General features: G+C 74.5%; 9 protein-coding genes and 1 pseudogene. 4 read left to right on the top strand and 6 right to left on the bottom strand.

All coding sequences use genetic code 11. The annotated features are described in order from the left end of the window. Positions 1-3 precede the first annotated feature (3 nt). The 6 genes from V5O46_RS29680 to V5O46_RS29705 all read right to left on the bottom strand — a co-directional run bounded on the left by V5O46_RS29680 (position 4) and on the right by V5O46_RS29705 (position 12,396). Positions 4-2,208, bottom strand: coding sequence for a bifunctional glycosyltransferase/CDP-glycerol:glycerophosphate glycerophosphotransferase (locus V5O46_RS29680; protein ID WP_332887817.1), 2,205 nt, complete (start codon positions 2,206-2,208; stop codon positions 4-6). 155 nt (positions 2,209-2,363) lie between these two features. Further along, positions 2,364-4,688 (bottom strand): bifunctional glycosyltransferase/CDP-glycerol:glycerophosphate glycerophosphotransferase, encoded by a 2,325-nt coding sequence (locus V5O46_RS29685; RefSeq protein WP_332887818.1) that lies wholly within the window; start codon positions 4,686-4,688, stop codon positions 2,364-2,366. Between the two features lie 209 nt (positions 4,689-4,897). Continuing rightward, positions 4,898-5,818 (bottom strand): carbohydrate ABC transporter permease, encoded by a 921-nt coding sequence (locus tag V5O46_RS29690; protein ID WP_332887819.1) that lies wholly within the window; start codon positions 5,816-5,818, stop codon positions 4,898-4,900. Continuing rightward, positions 5,815-7,161, bottom strand: coding sequence for a carbohydrate ABC transporter permease (locus V5O46_RS29695; protein WP_332887820.1), 1,347 nt, complete (start codon positions 7,159-7,161; stop codon positions 5,815-5,817). Before V5O46_RS29695 ends, V5O46_RS29690 begins: the two co-directional genes overlap by 4 nt. A gap of 4 nt (positions 7,162-7,165) precedes the next feature. Next, a complete protein-coding gene (locus V5O46_RS29700; RefSeq protein ID WP_332887821.1) occupies positions 7,166-8,566 on the bottom strand; it encodes an ABC transporter substrate-binding protein in 1,401 nt (466 codons plus the stop codon). Between the two features lie 170 nt (positions 8,567-8,736). Beyond that, positions 8,737-12,396 (bottom strand): FHA domain-containing protein, encoded by a 3,660-nt coding sequence (locus V5O46_RS29705; protein WP_332887825.1) that lies wholly within the window; start codon positions 12,394-12,396, stop codon positions 8,737-8,739. A gap of 369 nt (positions 12,397-12,765) precedes the next feature. Here V5O46_RS29705 and V5O46_RS29710 point away from each other — a divergent pair, with 369 nt between their 5' ends. From V5O46_RS29710 to V5O46_RS29725, 4 genes and pseudogenes are all read left to right on the top strand, one after another. Beyond that, positions 12,766-14,493 carry a serine/threonine-protein kinase gene (locus V5O46_RS29710; RefSeq protein WP_332887822.1) on the top strand — a complete coding sequence of 576 codons (1,728 nt, stop codon included), beginning with the start codon at positions 12,766-12,768 and terminating at the stop codon, positions 14,491-14,493. 249 nt (positions 14,494-14,742) lie between these two features. Continuing rightward, entirely contained in the window at positions 14,743-16,002 is a 1,260-nt protein-coding gene (locus V5O46_RS29715; protein WP_332887823.1) for a serine/threonine-protein kinase, read from the top strand. Between the two features lie 62 nt (positions 16,003-16,064). Beyond that, positions 16,065-17,171 carry a peptide chain release factor 2 gene (gene prfB, locus V5O46_RS29720; protein WP_332887824.1) on the top strand — a complete coding sequence of 369 codons (1,107 nt, stop codon included), beginning with the start codon at positions 16,065-16,067 and terminating at the stop codon, positions 17,169-17,171. A 325-nt stretch (positions 17,172-17,496) separates the two neighbouring features. Continuing rightward, positions 17,497-17,772, top strand: a pseudogene (locus tag V5O46_RS29725) (hypothetical protein); the annotation flags it as partial.

The following is a 17,772-nucleotide window of genomic DNA, read 5'->3' on the forward strand; positions in this document are numbered from 1 at the left end:
GGGTCAGCTCCTTACCAGGGTGGCGGCGGGGGCCGGAACGCGCTCGGCGAGCGGGATCACGGGCGGCAGCGCCTCGGGCGGCTCGCCGAGCAGCACCCTGCGCACCACGCGCTCGGCGGCCCGGCCGTCGTCGAACTCGCAGAACCGCTCCCGGAACGCCGCGCGCAGCGCCGCCGACCCCGCGTCCGCGTACGAGCCGTCGCGGAAGATCCGCGCCAGCTCCTCCGGGGTGTGCGCCACCGGACCGGGCGGTGCCGCCATCAGGTCGAAGCAGACGCCCCGGGTCTCCCGGTAGACGTCCCAGTCGTCGGCGTACACGACGATCGGCCGGTCCAGGTTGGCGTAGTCGAACATGATCGAGGAGTAGTCGGTGACCAGCGCGTCGGCGGCCAGGCACACCTCCTCCGCGGAGCGGCGCGCGGTCACGTCGATGATCCGGCCGGTGTCCCGGCCGGTGCCCCGGTCGTAGAAGTAGTGGGCGCGCAGCAGCACCACCACGTCCTCCCCGGCCGCCGCGCAGAACGCCTCCAGGTCGAGGCCGCCGGTGTCGAAGCCGGTCCGGTGGTCGCGGTGCGTGGGCGCGTACAGCACCGCCGTCGCCCCCTCGGGGACGCCCAGGTCGCGCCGGATGCGGGCGACGTCGCCCGCGGTCGCCGTGTAGTACACGTCGTTGCGCGGATAGCCGTACTCCAGATGCTCGTAGGAGCCCGGGAAGGCGCGCTCCCAGGTGCGGGTGGAGTGGGAGTTGGCGGAGATGTTGTAGTCCCAGCGGTCCACCCGGCCCAGCAGCCTGGTGAAGCTGCCGGTGGCCGCCGCGACCACCGGGTACGTCGACTGGTCCACGCCCATCGTCTTCAGCGGGGTGCCGTGCTGGGTCTGGAGGTGCACACTGCCGGGGCGCTTGACCACGCCCTCCGCGAAGTTGGCGTTGTTGACCAGATACTTGGCGCGGGCCAGCACTTCCCAGTAGCGCCTGCTGCCGATCACGGCGTGGTCGACGCCGTCCGGCACGGTGTGCGCCTGGTCCGCCTCGACCAGGAACACCGACCGCAGGTGCGGGGCGAGCTCGCGGGCCTTGGCGTGGATCGCGGCCGGGTTGCAGGCATAGCCGCGGCCCCAGTAGGCGCAGTACACGGCGAGGTTCGCATCCAGCGGGCGGCGCAGCTGCCGCCGGTACAGCAGGCGGGTACGCAGCCCGCGCGGGCGCGGCAGCGCCCCGATCGCCCGGGCCGCCGCCCGGGTGGCGCCGCGCAGCGCACGGAACGCCGGGTACGTTCCGGCCGCCAGCAGCCGGTGCTGGGCCCCGAGGCTGCCGCCCGGCGGCCGGAATCCTGCGGGGCGGTGCCGCTGGTACAGCGCACTCGCCCGGCGGAAGAAGGCGCGGCGGTGCCGGGGCGGCAGCCGGCGCGGATGCGTGGCCGTCTTCAGGACCGCCGCGAAGAGCTGCTCGAACAGCGCGCTGCGCCGCGGCTCGGACAACTCGGCCGTGGCGGTGTGGGTGAGCAGCAGCTCGGCCTGGTCCAGCAGTTCGCCGTGGTGCTCGCCGGGCAGATTCAGCCGGTTGCCCTGCCGCCGCACCTGATGCCGTACGACGATGTCGTGCAGCACCGCCATGCGGGCGGCGCCCGCCGCGACCAGACCGCCGAAGCCCACGTCGGTGAAGTGTCCGTCGGGGAAGTGCAGTTCGTGCTCGGTGAGGAACGCGCGGCGGTGCGCGGCGCTCCAGGCCGGCAGGCGCACCCCGGTCAGCTGGGGGGCGCGGTCCGGGGGGAACGCGCCGTCCGGGGCGCCGTCGAGCACCGGCGTGGCCGGCTCGGTGGGCTCGCCCTCCCACCAGGGGGCGCGCTCGTGGGCGAAGTAGAGCACGTCGACGTCGCCGGTCTCGGCCAGCCGGGCGTCCAGTGCCGCCAGCGCACCCGGGACCAGGACGTCGTCGCCGTCGAGGAACAGCAGATACGTGCCGGTGGCCGCCCGCATCCCCGTGTTGCGCGCCCCGGACAGACCGGCCGCCGGCGGCGAGTGCACGGGCACCACCCGGGAGTCCCGCTCCGTACGGGCGGCGACGGCGTGTGCCGCGGAGCAGTCCGGGGCGTCGCACACCGGGATCAGCTCGAAGTCGCCGAAGGACTGGGCGAGGACCGAGTCCAGCGCCTGGGACAGCCGGCCCGCGACCCCATGGGACGGGACGATGATGCTGAAGCGGGGCATTCTGCTCTTTCCGTTGTCTTCCTGTCGTCTGCCTGCCGTCGGCCCTCAGCCGGCGCGGTGGCGGCCGGGCCGCCCCGTCGGCCGCCGGGCGGGCGGCCGGGTCGGTGTGGGCCGCGAGGAGCTGCGCAGCAAGGGGCCTCCCTGGGAAACGGCGGTCAGCGGCTCGGGGTGACGGTGCGCGGGCCCACCGGTCCGGGAAGCACGGCCGACGGGTACCGGCGGGCGACCGCGGACGGCACCGGGCGGCGCTCCTCCAGCGGCACCACCGGCGGCAGATCGCGCTCCCCGAACACCACCCGGCGCGCCACGCGCTCCGCGGCGTGCCCGTCGTCGTACGGGCAGAACCGGGCCCGGAACGCCGATCTGAGCTGCGCCGAGCGGGAGCCGCGCCAGTGGCCGGTGGCGAAGATGTCGATCAGCTCGTCCTCACTGCGCGCCACCGCGCCCGGCGGGCAGGCGCGCAGGTCGGGATAGCTGCCGTGGACCGCCTCGAACGCCTCCGGCTCATGGGCGTGCAGCACGATCGGCCGGTCCAGGCCCGCGTAGTCGAACATCAGCGACGCGAAGTCGGTGACCAGCGCGTCCGAGGCCAGGCACAGCGACGCCACGCTCGGGTGGCCGGTGACGTCGACGACCCGCCCCGACGCGGGCGAGCCGGGCACGGGCCGCACACCGTCCGGGAGGGGGACACGGGCCAGCACCACGAACCCCGGTCCGAGACGGCGCAGCACGTACTCCAGGTCCAGGCCGGGACGCTGGACCCGTCGGTAGCCGCGGCGGACCGGCGCGTACAGGACCGCGACCGCGTCCTCGGGGACGCCGAGCACCTCACGCAGCCGTGCCACGTCCGCCGCGGACGCCGTGTGCAGGGCGTCGGTGCGCGGCTGGCCCTCCTCCAGGACGGTGTAGCCGCCGGGGTAGACGCGCTCCCAGGTCAGGGTGGAGTGGCGGTTGGCCGAGACGACGTAGTCCCAGGTGCCGACCGCCCGCAGCGTCCCGGCCGGGTCCGGCTCCGGGGCGGCGGCGGGGCGCTCACGGAGGTCCAGGCCCGCGTACCGCAGCGGCGTCCCCGCGAGGGTCTGGACCAGCACCTGGCCGCGGCGCTTGACCAGCCGGGGGTCGAAGCCGGCGTCGTGCACCAGGTACTTGGCGCGGGCCAGCTCGGTGAAGTAGGCGGCCGACCCGGGCGTCACCCGGCGCGGGCCCGGCGGGACGGTGTGCCGCAGGGCGGGGCCCGCGGCCCACGCGGTGCGGATGTGCGGGGCGACGGCGCGGAACGCCTGCTCCAGCGCGCCCGGGTTGCCACCGTGGGCCCGGCCGCCGGCGTGGGCGGCGAACAGGGCGCGGTCGGCGCGCACCGGGAGCAGCCGCTGGAGGCGGTAGTGCAGCCGCAGGGCGCCGCTCCGCGTGATGCGCAGCAGCCGTACGGCCCGTCCGCGGGTGTGGCGGGCCAGGGCCGACGCCAGCCGCAGGGCGCCGTAGGTGCGGCGCAGGCCCAGCCGGATCAGGGCGTGCCGCACCCGGGTCCGGGGCGGGACGCGGACGCCCCGGACACCACGGAGGCCGCGGACGTCGCGGAGGCTGCGCAGGGCGCGGAGCCGGCCGGGGACGCGGTGGCGGCGGCAGTGGGCGCGGGCCCGGCGCAGGAACTCGGCGCGCATACCGGGCGGCAGGCGGTCGCGCCGGGCGTAGACGGTCGCCAGGTGGTCGAGCATGCGGCGGAACAGCACCGGTCGCCAGCGGTCCGCGTCCGGCACGGACTCCAGGAACGCGAACACCCGGTCGTACTGCGCGAAGACATCGAGGTGCCGTGCGTCGGGCGTGCCCAGGATGCTGCCCCGCCGGCGCTGCCGGTAGTGCACGCAGACCCGGTCCAGGGTGGCGATCGAGTCCGCCGTCAGCAGCAGCGGGTAGGTCCAGGGGGTGTCCTCGTAGTAGCCGGGCGGGAAGGCCAGGCCCGTGCGGGCCACGAAGTCCCGGCGGCAGGCCTTGTTCCAGGCCACCATCAGCAGGTCCAGCAGCTCCGGCCGGTCCGCCAGCCGGAACGGGGCGGGACCGTCCTCGCCGAGCCGGGCGGCGGCCCGGTTGCGCACGGTCTCGCCGGTCTCGTACGTGCGGACGTAGTCGTAGACCAGCACGTCCGGGTCACCGGTCTCCTTCAGCCGGTCCGCGACCGCCGCCAGCGCACCGGGGGCGAGGGTGTCGTCACCGTCCAGGAAGAGCAGGTAGTCGCCGGTGGCTCGGGCCATCCCGGTGTTGCGGGCCGGGCCCAGGCCGGTGTTCTCGGACAGATGGACCGGGCGTACCCGCGGGTCGCGGGCCGCCACCTCGTCGATGATCGCGCCGCAGGCGTCGGGGGAGCCGTCGTCCACGGCGATCAGCTCCAGGTCCGGGTACGACTGGGACAGCACCGAGTCCAGGCACGCGTGCAGATACGCCTGGACCCGGTACGCGGGGACGATGACACTGAACCGGGGCACGGGGACATCCATGGGTCGGCGCGGGCGTTCGGCCCGGGAACGGCCAATGGAGTGACGTGGTTACGGTGCCTACGGCATTCGGGGGACCACGGGTGAACGGACGAGGGCGGGCCGGTTGCCGGTCCGCCCCCTGCGAGCGTTACGTGCGCCGTGCGCGCCGGGCGTGCACAGGCGCTCGGGTGCGGCGCGCCCTGGGCGCGCACGCCGGTCTACTTCACCGCGCCCGCCATCACCCCGGACACGAACTGCCGCTGGAACGCGAAGAACACGGCCAGCGGGATCACCATGGAGATGAAGGCGCCGGGCGCGAGCACGTCGATGTTGTTGCCGAACTGCCGCACCTGCGTCTGCAGGGCGACCGTGATCGGCTGGCTCCCGGAGTCCGAGAAGATCAGCGCGACCAGCATGTCGTTCCACACCCACAGGAACTGGAAGATGCCCAGACTGGCGATGGCCGGGCCGCCCAGCGGGAGCACGACGCGGGCGAACAGCCGGAGTTCACCGGCGCCGTCCAGCCGGGCCGCCTCCAGCAGCTCCCGGGGGATCTCCGCGAAGAAGTTCCGCAGCAGGAACACCGCGAACGGCAGCCCGAAGCCGACGTGGAACAGGATCACCCCGAGCATCGATCCGAAGAGCCCGACGGTGCCGAACAGTTCGGCGATCGGGATCAGCGCCACCTGCACCGGCACCACCAGCAGCCCGACCACGCCGAGGAACCACCAGTCGCGGCCCGGGAACTCCATCCAGGCGAACGCGTACCCCGCCAGCGAGCCGATGACGACCACCAGCACCGTCGCCGGGACGGTGATCAGCACCGTGTTGAGCAGCGAACCCGTGATGTCGCTGTTGCCCAGCAGCTCGTCGTAGCTCTCGAAGGTGAGCTGGGAGGGCTCGGTGAGGACCTCCCACCAGCCGCTCGCCGCCATCTCCCGGGGGGTACGCAGCGAGGACAGCAGCAGACCGATGGTCGGCACCAGCCAGAACAGGCCCACCACGATCAGGAAGACCCGGACCAGTCCGCCGCTGACGCCCTCGGCGAGCCGCGCGCCCAGCGGCCGCTTCGGCGCGGCCGGCGCGGCGGGCGGCGGCGACGGCCGCGCCTCGGTGACAGAGCCCGCCTCCGCGGTCATCGCCGCACCTCCCGCCTGAGCCTGCGGATGTTGAACCACATCACCGGGATCACCAGCAGCAGCAGGAACACCGCGATGGCACTGGCCACGCCCGGCTGGTCCGCGGCGAAGCCCTTGCGGTAGAGCTCCAGCGCCAGCACGTTCGCGTCGTCCTGTGACGAACCGGGCGCGATGATGAAGACCAGGTCGAAGATCTTCAGTACATTGATCATGAGGGTGACGACGACGACCGCCAGGACCGGCGCGAGCAGCGGGACCGTGACCCGTCTGAACACCTGCCACTCGTTGGCGCCGTCGACCCGGGCCGCCTCCAGCAGCTCCCGGGGCACGCCCGCGAGCCCCGCGGCGATCAGCACCATCGCGAAGCCCGCCCACATCCACACGTACGCCCCGATGATCGCCGGTGTCACCAGCGACGGGCCGAGCCAGTTCAGTCCGTTGTACGCCTCCCGGAAGTTGTCGCCGGGCAGCCGCAGCAGCGCCCCGTCGGCCGCGGCGGGCAGCGTGAACGTGCCGTCGCCGGCGGCCGTCGTCGTGGCGACCACCCTGCCGTCCTTCACCGCCTCGATCCGCATCCCGGCGTAGCCCAGCTCGGAGCCGTCGACGCCGTTGAGCTCGCCGACGCCCTTGCCGCGGGTGAAGTCCTGCCAGGTGGTGCCGGTGATTTTCCCCGGCTCGGCCCGCGGCGCCACGGCCGCCCTCGCGTCGCCCGGCATCCGGTCGGGGGCGACACCGACCAGCGGCAGCACCACCGGCTCGCCGGTGCGCACCGGCTCCCGGGTGACGAACGCGCCGCCGCCGGCGGCCTGCAGCGGCGACTCGCGGCCCGGGTGCGCCTTCGGGAACGCCGACGCCTCGGCGAACGTGTCGTGCACCCCGACCCACACGGCGTTCGCCACACCCTTGTCCGGGTCCTGGTCGTACACCAGCCGGAAGATGATGCCGGCCGCCAGCATCGAGATCGCCATCGGCATGAAGACGACCAGCTTGAACGCCGTGCCCCAGCGCACCCGCTCGGTGAGCACCGCGAAGACCAGACCGAGCGCGGTGGCCACGGTCGGCGCGAACACCACCCAGACGACGTTGTTCTTCAGCGCGGTGCGGATGCCGTCGTCCGTGAACAGCGCCTGGTAGTTGTCGAATCCGGCGAAACCGTCGCCGGACTGGTCGTAGAAGCTGCGGACGAGCGAGTACCCGATCGGGTAGACCACGAGCGCGCCGAGCAGCACCAGGGCGGGCAGCAGGAACAGCGCCGCCACGGTCCTGCGGGTGCCGGTCACGCTCTTGCGCGACGGGGCTGCGGCGGGGGCCGGTGCGGCCCCCGCCGCGGTGGCCGGCGGCATGGCGTCAGTTCCCGTACGCGGCGGCCGCGTCGGTCTCCAGCTGCCGCTGGGTGCCCTCGACGTCCTCCGGGTTCTTCAGGAAGTCCTGCAGCGCCTTCCACTCGCCCTTGCCGGGCGTGCCGCCGAAGGCCTGCGGGGCCTGGTCGGACATGTCGAAGCGGAAGTCGTCGCCCGCCGCGACCAGCGCCTCGGCGATGCCCCGCTGCACGTCGTTGGGGTAGGCCGACGGGTCCACGTTCCTGTTCGGCGACAGATAGCCGCCGAGCCTCGCCTGGATGGTCGCCGCGTCCGGGGAGGCCAGCCAGGTGGCCAGCGCCTGCGCCGCCTTCGAGTCCTCCAGGATCACCGCAGCGTCGCCGCCGGAGACCACCGGCGCCGTGCTCCCGACCGCGGGGAACGGGAACGCCTTGGCGTCCTCGCCGACCTTCGCCTCCGTCTCGGCGATGTTGACCTGCACGAAGTCACCCTCGTAGACCATGCCGGCCTTCGGCTGGGCGCCGCCGGTGAAGGTCTGCGTGACCGACGCCGGGAACTCCGTCTGCAGTGCGCCGGACGCGCCGCCCGCGACGTAGTCCTCCTTGCCCCAGATCTCGGCGAGGGTGGTCAGCGCCTTGGTCACCGACGGGTCGGTCCACTTGATCTCGTGCCTGGCCAACTGGTCGTACTTCTCCGGGCCGGCCTGCGAGAGATAGACGTTCTCGAACCAGTCGGTCAGGGTCCAGCCGTCCGCGCCGCCGACCGAGAACGGGGTGACACCGGAGTCGTACACGGTCCGGGCGGTGCGGAGCAGTTCGTCCCAGGTCTTCGGCTCGGACACCCCGGCGTTCTCGAAGACCTGCGCGTTGTACCAGATCAGCGACTTGTTGGCGGCCTTGTAGTAGACGCCGTACCTCGTGCCGTCGACCGCGCCGATGTCCTGCCAGCCCTGCGAGTAGTTCTCGCCTAGCTCCTTGAGCGCCTCGGCGCCCAGAGGCTTGGCCCAGCCCTTGTCCACGGCCTGCCTGACGGCGCCGGGTTGCGGCAGCATCACCACGTCCGGCGGGGCGCCGCCCGCGATCTTCGAGCCGAGGAAGTTGATGATCGGGTCCTGGGCGGGCACGAAGGTCACCTCGGCGCCGGTGCGTTCCTCGAACTCTTCGAGGACCTTCTTGAAGTTCTCCTGCTCCGCGCCGGTCCACACGGCGGCGACCTCCAGGCTCTCGCCGTCCAGCCTGGGGAGGGTGACGGCGGACCCGGTCTGCGGGTCGCCGCCGCCCTGGCCGCCGCTGCCGCCGCTGTCGCCGTCGTCGTCACCGCCGCAGGCGGTGAGCGCCAGCGACAGTGCTCCGGCGGTGAGGGCGGCTGCGAGTCTCGTGGTCTTCCTGACGGTCCTGCGTGTGCCGATGGTGCTCCTCGTGGTCCCCATCAATGCCCCGTTCTTCGTTCCTCGTCGAACGTCCGGCGCTGTCCCGTGCGCTCTGGTGTACGCCCGGGGGGTCAGGGGCGGCAAGAGCGCGTCCCTTGCCGAGCGGGCTATCGTGACCCCCTCGTGACCACGGTCGGGGCGGCCTGGCCGAAGCCCTTGGCGGACCCGCGTCAGAGCAGCGACGGCACCCGGGCGGCCGCGACCTCGCGGGCCGCCCGCTCCAGCGCACTGGCCAGCAGCGCCAGGTCCGTCGGGCCGTTGCCCAGCTCCCGGACGGGGCGTCTGGCCGGCGGGTCGCCCATGCGGTGCCACTCGAGCGGAACGACCGTCGGACGCAGCGTCGCGGTGCGGGGGATCCGGCCCGTGACCCGGCCCGCCTGAAACGGTGTCACCTGCCCGTCCGGTCCGGTCAATCGCCCGCGTCCCGGCGCCGGTTCGTCCGGTCCGGGCACCGGCGCGTCCAGCGTGACCCGCAGCGCAGCCCTGCGCGCGGGCTCGGTCTGCGCCGTACGGCCGCCGGGTCCGGCCGCCGCGACCAGGTGCACGCCGAGCCGCTCGCCCTCGCGCGCCACCGTCTCCAGCGCCCGCATCACGGAGCCGGCCGCGGGTCGGCCCGGGGCACCGAGGGCCGGGGTGACGAGCGCATCCAGGTCGTCGACCACCACCACCAGCCGCGCGAGCGGCGGCGCGGACTGCTCCCGCCGCCGGGCCCCGCCCGGCCGCAGCCGCAGGGTCGAACTGGGCGGCGTGTCCAGATCCCCGGCGCCGGGGTGCGGCGCCGCGGGTGCGGGATGCGGCCCGGGGGCGGGCGTGGCTCCGGGGGAGGCTGCCGCGGGTTCGGCGGACGGCTCCGCAGGGGGGCCGGTGAGGTCGGTCGTGGTGCGGGTGGAGCGCTGGGCGACCATGCGGTCCTGCACCTCGCGGCCGGTGTGCCACTCGGTGAAGCCGGACCGCCCGAGCAGCTCCGCGCGCCGCTTCAGCTCGGCGCTGAGGGACTGGGCGAACTCCCTCATGCGCACCGGGTCGTTGGCCGTGAGATGGGTGGTGACGTGCGGGACGTCCAGGCAGCCGCGCAGGCCCTCGCCGGATGCGCCGCCCGTGCCCGTCCCGTCCCGGCCGTCGATCAGCACGATGCCCAGGCGGTCGGGGCGCTCGGCGGAGGCGAGCGAGGCGACGAGGGCGCGCAGCAGCTCGGTACGGCCGCTTCCGGGCGGCCCCTCGACCAGCAGATGCGGTCCCTCGGCAGCGAGGTCCACGCCGACCGGGCCACGGGGTCCGGCGCCCAGTACGCCGTGCACCCGGCCGCCGAGGGCCGCGGTGTCGTCGGCCGCGTCCGCCCACCGTGCCATCAGGGACGCCGGGGTGGCCCGGGCCAGGCCCAGTTCGTCGAGGAGCCGGGCCGCCTGCGGCAGCGGTGCGGACACGCGCGCAGGCCGCTCGCCGCCGGTGCCCTCCGTGCGGAGGGGCGCCAGGGCCCGGGCGAACCGCTCGGCCCAGGGCGGCGAGACGGCGTCCGCCGTGCCCAGGGTGCCGTGGCCCACCGGACCGGACCGGGCCGCTGCCGGGTCCCCGGCGCCGGAGACTCCGGCGCGGGCCACCCGGAGCAGCCGCAGGGCCGTCGCCACGTCCCCGCTGAGCAGCGCGACGGCACCGCACTCCCGGAAGACCGGGGAGGCCGCACAGGCCGCCTCGTACGTCTCTGACACCGGGGAGGCGGGGGAGGCGGGTGCGGTCTCGGCGAGGCACACGACATGGATGCCGGCCCGCGGTCCCTCCACGGCCAGCCGCGCCACCGCTTCGCGCACGGTGGCGCCGCCGGGGTCGCCGTCCACCACGAGCACCGTGTACGGGCCCGGGAAACCGGCCGGCTCGTCGGCCTCCCCGTCGGCCCGCGCCCAGGAGGGCCGCCGGACGGCCCCGGTCGTCCCGGCCGGGGCGGGCGCGGCCCCCGGCGGCTCGGCCGGGGCGGGTGCGGTGCCCGGGCCCGCGGGTGCGGGAGCGGCCGGGGCGGGTGCAGGCGGGCGGGGCCTGCCGGATCGGGCGTCCGTCAGATGGTCCTCCAGCCGGCGCAGCAGCTCCTGGGCACGGGCCGCGGCCTGCTCCCGGTCGTACGCGAGCAGCAGCCGGCAGTCCTGGCCGTGTCCCGGGCGCACCTGGGGCAGCCAGCCCAGCCAGGACCATTCGGCGGTGCGCTCCTCGAGCGGACGGGCGCGGTCCGCGCTGATCAGCACGATCTCCAGCACATCGGGCGAGTGCAGCGCGGCGAGCTGGGCCAGCACCGCGCGCGCCAGCCCGGCCAGCCGCTCGCGCGGTCCCGCCAGCCCGAGCGCCCCGGCCTCACGCAGCCCGGCGGTCACCGGCACCGCGGGCAGCGGCACCGCCCCGCCCGGCGCGACCCGGTCGGCGGTGCCGAGCCGCACGGTGAGCGCCTCCGGATGCCCGGACCCGCGCTCCCACAGCCGCGGTCCGGGCCCCAGCGCGGTCAGCAGCAGCGCCGCCGGGTCCGGCCAGGTCTCCGGTACGGGGGGTGTGCCGGCCGGGGCCTCCTCGGGCCGGTCGGCGGCCTCCTCGTACGGCGTCCGCCCGGTCGCGCCCGGCTCACCCCGCCCGCCGGCCAGCCGCCGCGCCCACGCCGTCAGCCCGCCGCGCCTGCGCACGCCCTGCGGTGCGTCGGTGCCGCGCACCGGTGTGCCCTTGCGTCCGCCGCGGGTGCCGACGGCGGACTGCTCGGCTTGCTCGGAACGTCCGTGCCCGTGCTCGTGCTCGTCATGGTGTGTGGGCGCGGGCGTCGCATCGTTCGGCGGGGGCGCGTCCCCGGCGCGGGGCGTCGGGAGCCCCGGTGCGTCCGGGGCGCTGCGGCTCTCGACCGGCGGGGCGCCGGCCTGGCCGGGCACCAGGGGGGTGCGGGGCGCGCCGTGCCCCCTGGCACCGGGGGAGGCGTCGGAGGCGCCCCAGCCGGCGCTGCCGTAGGCATGCGGGGTCCCGTCGGCCTCCCGGGGATCTCGGGGCTCTCGGGTCTCCTGAGGATCTTGGACTTCTTGGGGGTCCTGGGCGTGGGGTGCGCGGTCCGCGCCGCGGTGATCCGCACGGGCGTGTGCCGCCCCGGGCGCCTCGCCTCCCCCGGACGCCCCGCTCCCGTCGGAGGCCTCCGTCACCCGGGTGGACGGCCCCGGTACGCGCACCTGCCCCTCTCCGTCCGGCGTGGTCGTCACCCGCTCGGCCGCTCGGCCCGGCACCAGCCGCAGCGCGGACTCGCCGATCCGCAGCAGGGAGCCCGGCACGAACCGCACCGGGCGGGTGCCCACGGCGGCGCCGTCCAGCGTGGTGCCGTTGGTGGAGCCGAGGTCGGCGACCGAGATCCGGCCGTCGGCGGCCAGCGTCACCGTGCAGTGGACCCGGGAGACGTCCGGGTCGTCGAGCGCGACGTCGGCCTCGGCGGAGCGGCCGAGCCGGATCTGGCCGCCGTGCAGCAGATGGACGCCGCCCGCGTCGGGGCCGGCGACGACGTGGAGCTGGGCGGGGATGCCGGCCGCCTCGGGGTGCGGCTCCGGCTCGCCCGGGGCGCCCAGCGTCAGCACGGCACCGTCGACCAGCGGGGGCTCGCCCAGGGTGCAGCGCTGGGCGTCGAGCCGCTGGCCGCCGGCGTACAGCACCGCGGAACCGGAACCGGTGCTGTCGCCGCCGGGGAGAGCCGATGCCAGCGCGGAGGCCACCGCCGCCAGGGCCGTGCCGGCCGGGGCGGTGACCAGGAGGTCGCGGCGCGCGGCGCGGTCCGGCGCCGAGGGGGAGGACGGGCCCAGCGCGTCCACGACGGTCAGCCGGATCTGCATCACTTCCCCCACCGCCACACGAGCACGTCTGCCAGTACTCCACGCATCCTCGCACCTGCCACTGACAGCGTGCCGCCCGCCCGCCGTCAAATGATCTTGATTGGTCGGCTCTGCCCGGAAAATTGCCTGACCAGTGCCGTGTCATTGATCGTTTGAGCGCCGCTTGAGATCGGTCACGTTCGCCCCCGGCAACCAACGGACCGGGTCGAGCGTCTTTCCTTCGAACATGCGCCGGAAGCGGAATGCCGGGCGCTGCGGAAAGATCAACCGGGGGGCCACAGGAACAGGACAGCCCGGTGCCGCGCACGGCGGCATTACAGTGGGTCGGAATTGCCAGCAAGCAACCCCGAGCAACAGGGAGCGCATGACGTGCGGCCGGTAGGCAGCAAGTACCTCCTCGAGGAGCCGCTCGGACGCGGCGCCACGGGGACCGTCTGGCGAGCCCGCCAGCGAGAGACCGCGGGTGCCGAGGCGGCCGTACCCGGACAGCCCGGCGAGACCGTCGCGATCAAGGTCCTCAAGGAGGAGCTCGCGAGCGACTCCGACGTCGTGATGCGGTTCCTGCGCGAGCGCTCCGTGCTGCTCCGGCTGACCCACCCCAACATCGTCCGGGTCCGCGACCTGGTGGTCGAGGGCGATCTGCTGGCCCTGGTCATGGACCTGATCGAGGGTCCCGACCTGCACCGCTACCTGCGTGAGAACGGCCCTTTCACACCGGTCGCCGCCGCGCTGCTCACCGCGCAGATCGCCGACGCGCTGGCCGCCAGCCACACCGACGGCGTCGTCCACCGCGACCTCAAGCCGGCCAACGTCCTGCTCCGGCAGGACGGCGGCGAGATGCACCCGCTGCTCACCGACTTCGGCATCGCCCGGCTCGCCGACTCGCCCGGCCTCACCCGGACCCACGAGTTCGTCGGCACGCCCGCGTACGTCGCGCCCGAGTCCGCCGAGGGCCGTCCGCAGACCTCCGCCGTCGACGTCTACGGCGCCGGCATCCTGCTGTACGAACTGGTCACCGGCCGTCCGCCGTTCTCCGGAGGCTCCGCCCTCGAGGTCCTCCACCAGCACCTCAGCGCCGAGCCGCGCCGCCCGTCCACGGTCCCCGACCCGCTCTGGACGGTCATCGAGCGCTGCCTGCGCAAGAACCCGGACGAACGGCCCAGTGCCGAGAACCTCGCCCGGGGCCTGCGCGTCGTCGCCGAGGGCATCGGCGTGCACGCGAACTCCGCGCAGATCGGCGCCGCCGAGAACGTCGGGATGCTGCTCGCCCCCGACCCGGCGCCCGCCCAGGTGCCCGGCACGCCCGGTGCTGCCGACCCCACCCAGGTGCTGCCGCAGGGCGCGGGATCGTACGACCCCAACGCCGCGACCAGCGTACTGCCGCACACCGGCGGCCCGGCCGGTGCCGCCGACCCCACCGCCGTCATGCCGCCGATGCCGCAGGGGGCGCCCGGCCGTCCCGGTCACCCCGGGGGACCCGGTCAGCCGAACCAGGGTGCCGGGCCCGAGGACCCGCACCCCTGGCAGAACCAGCTGCGCGCCGCCCGCGACCGCAACGAACAGACGCAGGTCCAGTACCTGGACCCGTCCCAGGACCCGCTGCGCCGCCGCCCGCAGCGCCAGGTGGCCCGCCCGCAGCAGCCGCCGCAGGGCGCACCCCAGCCGCCGCAGGGCTACGGCTATCCGCAGCAGGGCCGGCCGCAGCAGCCGTACGCGCCCCAGCAGCCGCCGCCCCAGCCGCAGCAGCCCCAGCGCAGGGCCGACCCGCCGCAGCGGTACGCCCCGCCGCCCGCTCCCGAGCCCCGGCGTCCCGCCCGCGAGCCGCGCGAGCCGCGCCGGCGCAGCGCCAACCCCATGCGCATCCCCGGCCTCGGCTGCCTCAAGGGATGCCTGGTCACGCTGGTCGTCCTGTTCGTGGCCGGCTGGCTGGTGTGGGAGCTCAGCCCGCTCCAGGACTGGATCGGCACCGGCAAGGGCTACTGGGCCCAGCTCAGTGACTGGTTCGGCGATGTCACCGGCTGGATCCAGGACCTGGGCGCCGGCGACTCCGGAACCTCCGGCGGCACGGGCACGGACACCGGAACGGGCACGGGCTGAGGGCCGTTCGCTCCCTCAGGGATACCGGCCACCGACCGTCGGCTTCCGACCGCTCCCCGCGAGCCGGGCCATGACCGGCCGGCCTGGCGATTTGTCGACATCCAGCGGGTGATTTCCGCCTCCGCGGCCAAGGTTGGCTTCCGGGGCGCGTAGCTTTGTCGCCCGGGGGTTCGGGTTTGCCGGCCGAGGATCCGGGGCTGCGGCCCCGGAAAGACGCAGCGGCGGCAACACGCGTCGGTAGGAGCAGTCTTGGCACGGAAGATCGGCAGCCGGTACGCCGCCCACCAGATCCTGGGACGGGGCAGTGCCGGCACGGTGTGGCTGGGCGAGGGGCCGGAGGGTCCCGTCGCGATCAAGCTGCTGCGTGAGGACCTGGCGTCCGACCAGGAGCTCGTCGGACGCTTCGTACAGGAACGGACCGCGCTGCTCGGCCTGGAGCACCCGCACGTAGTCTCCGTGCGCGATCTGGTCGTGGACGGCAACGACCTCGCGCTCGTCATGGACCTGGTCCGCGGCACCGACCTGCGCACCCGCCTGGACCGGGAGCGGCGCCTGGCCCCCGAGTCCGCGGCGGCGATCGTGGCCGACGTCGCCGACGGACTGGCCGCCGCGCACGCCGCCGGCGTCGTCCACCGCGACGTCAAGCCGGAGAACGTGCTGCTGGACATGCAGGGTCCGCTCGGCCCCGGCGGCTCGCACCGCGCACTCCTGACCGACTTCGGTGTGGCCAAGCTCATCGACACCCCGCGCCGCACCCGCGCCTCCAAGATCATCGGCACGCCCGACTACCTGGCCCCCGAGATCGTCGAGGGCCTGCCGCCGCGCGCGTCCGTGGACATCTACGCGCTCGCCACCGTCCTGTACGAGCTGCTGGCGGGCTTCACCCCGTTCGGCGGCGGCCACCCCGGCGCCGTCCTGCGCCGCCATGTCACCGAGACCGTCGTCCCGCTCCCGGGCATCCCGGACGAGCTGTGGCAGCTGCTGGTGCAGTGCCTGGCCAAGGCCCCGGCCTCCCGGCTGCGCGCCCCGGAGCTGGCCGCCCGGCTGCGCGAGCTGCTGCCGCTGCTGGCCGGGATGCCCCCGCTGGACGTGGACGAGCCCGGCGCCGAGCAGCCCGAGGACGCCCCCGGCGCCGCCGAGGAGCCGGAACCGGGCCCCGGTCCCGCGCGGTCCGGCGAGCCCGTACGCCGCCGGGGAGCGATCCCGCTGGTGCCCGGCGCCAGGCCCGCCGGCTCCAACCGGGACACGCACACCTCGATGCGCGTCCCCGCCCCCGACGAACTGGCCGGCGGCGCCCGCGGCACCGCACGCGCCCCCCGCGCCAGCGGCGCCCCCCGCCCCGGCTCGGCCCGCAACCGGGCCGCCGTCCGGCGCCGCCGGGTGGCGCTGAGCGCCGGGGCACTGGCCCTCGCGGCCGTGGTCGGTGTCGGTGCCTGGCTGGCCACGTCCGGTGACGACGCCGACGCGAACCCGCAGGACACGAAGCACTCGGCGCCCGCCACGCCCTGAGCCGGGGCGTATCCGGTGCCCGCCCGGCGTGGACCGCCCGGCGGAGCCGTTACGCTGGATGCGTGGCAGTCGTCGATGTATCCGAAGAGCTCAAGTCCCTCTCCTCGACCATGGAGTCGATCGAGGCCGTTCTGGACCTCGACCGGATGAGGGCAGACATCGCCGTGCTCGAGGAGCAGGCGGCCGCGCCGTCCCTGTGGGACAACCCGGACGAGGCGCAGAAGATCACCAGTCGGCTCTCCCACCTCCAGGCCGAGGTGCGGAAGGCCGAGGCGCTGCGCGGCAGGATCGACGATCTCGAAGTGCTGTTCGAGATGGCCGAGGAGGAGGACGACCCGGACACCCGGGCCGAGGCCGAGTCCGAGCTGACGGCCGTCCGCAAGGCGCTGGACGAGATGGAGGTCCGCACCCTCCTCAGCGGTGAGTACGACGCCCGTGAGGCGGTCGTCAACATCCGCGCCGAGGCCGGCGGCGTCGACGCCGCGGACTTCGCGGAGCGCCTCCAGCGCATGTACCTGCGCTGGGCGGAGCAGCACGGCTACAAGACCGAGGTCTACGAGACGTCGTACGCGGAAGAGGCCGGCATCAAGTCGACCACCTTCGCCGTGCAGGTGCCGTACGCCTACGGCACCCTCTCCGTGGAGCAGGGCACGCACCGCCTGGTGCGCATCTCCCCGTTCGACAACCAGGGCCGCCGCCAGACGTCCTTCGCCGGCGTCGAGGTGCTCCCCGTCGTCGAGCAGTCCGACCACGTCGAGATCGACGAGTCCGACCTCCGCGTCGACGTCTACCGGTCCTCCGGCCCGGGCGGCCAGGGCGTGAACACCACGGACTCCGCGGTGCGCATCACCCACATCCCCACCGGCATCGTCGTCTCCTGCCAGAACGAGCGTTCCCAGATCCAGAACCGCGCCACGGCCATGAACGTCCTCCAGGCCAAGCTGCTGGAGCGGCGCCGCCAGGAGGAGCAGGCCAAGATGGACGCCCTCAAGGGCGACGGCGGCAACTCGTGGGGCAACCAGATGCGTTCCTACGTGCTGCACCCGTACCAGATGGTCAAGGACCTGCGGACCGAGCACGAAGTCGGCAACCCCGAGGCCGTGTTCAACGGCGAGATCGACGCCTTCCTCGAGGCCGGGATTCGCTGGCGCAAGCAGCAGGAGAAGTAACGGAGGAGACCGGGCGGCGACTGATCGCCGCTTTGTCGACAAGGCAACTGCCGCCCTTCCGGCGGCAGTTGCCTTTCGTTTGCCGGTGATGTCTGGGTTTTACATCACACTCACGCCCTTCCGTGTCCGGCATACGTCTCGTACTCGGACATCGCGTACGCAATGGCCTTGACGTTGCTGTCAAAAATCGGAAGGGTGAAGCGCGGCATGCGTATTTCTGGGGCGCATGTGAACCGGGGGGCTTGGCTTCAGAGCGTCTACTCCCGTCGATCACGGCCCCGAACGCCGCCTCATCGACTATTCGGCTACTGGGGGTAGCAACTACATGACGAAGAAGACGCGGATCCGTGTCGCGCGCATAGCGGCCGGCGCGGTGATCGCCGCCGGCGCCTCGCTGACCGCCGCGGGTGCCGCTTCGGCACTCGAGATCGGCGTGACCGCGGAGGCCGGCGAGGGGGGCCTCGGCATCGGCATCGAGGCCGGCGCAGAGGGCGGCGCGACCGAAGGCACCACGTCCGGCACGAGCGAGGGTGCGTCGGTGGGTGTCTCGGAGGGGACCTCCACCGGTACGTCGTCGGGTACCTCCGAGGGGACCTCGTCG

Source organism: Streptomyces poriticola, from assembly GCF_036689765.1.
In the GTDB taxonomy this organism is placed as follows: Bacteria; Actinomycetota; Actinomycetes; order Streptomycetales; family Streptomycetaceae; genus Streptomyces; species Streptomyces poriticola.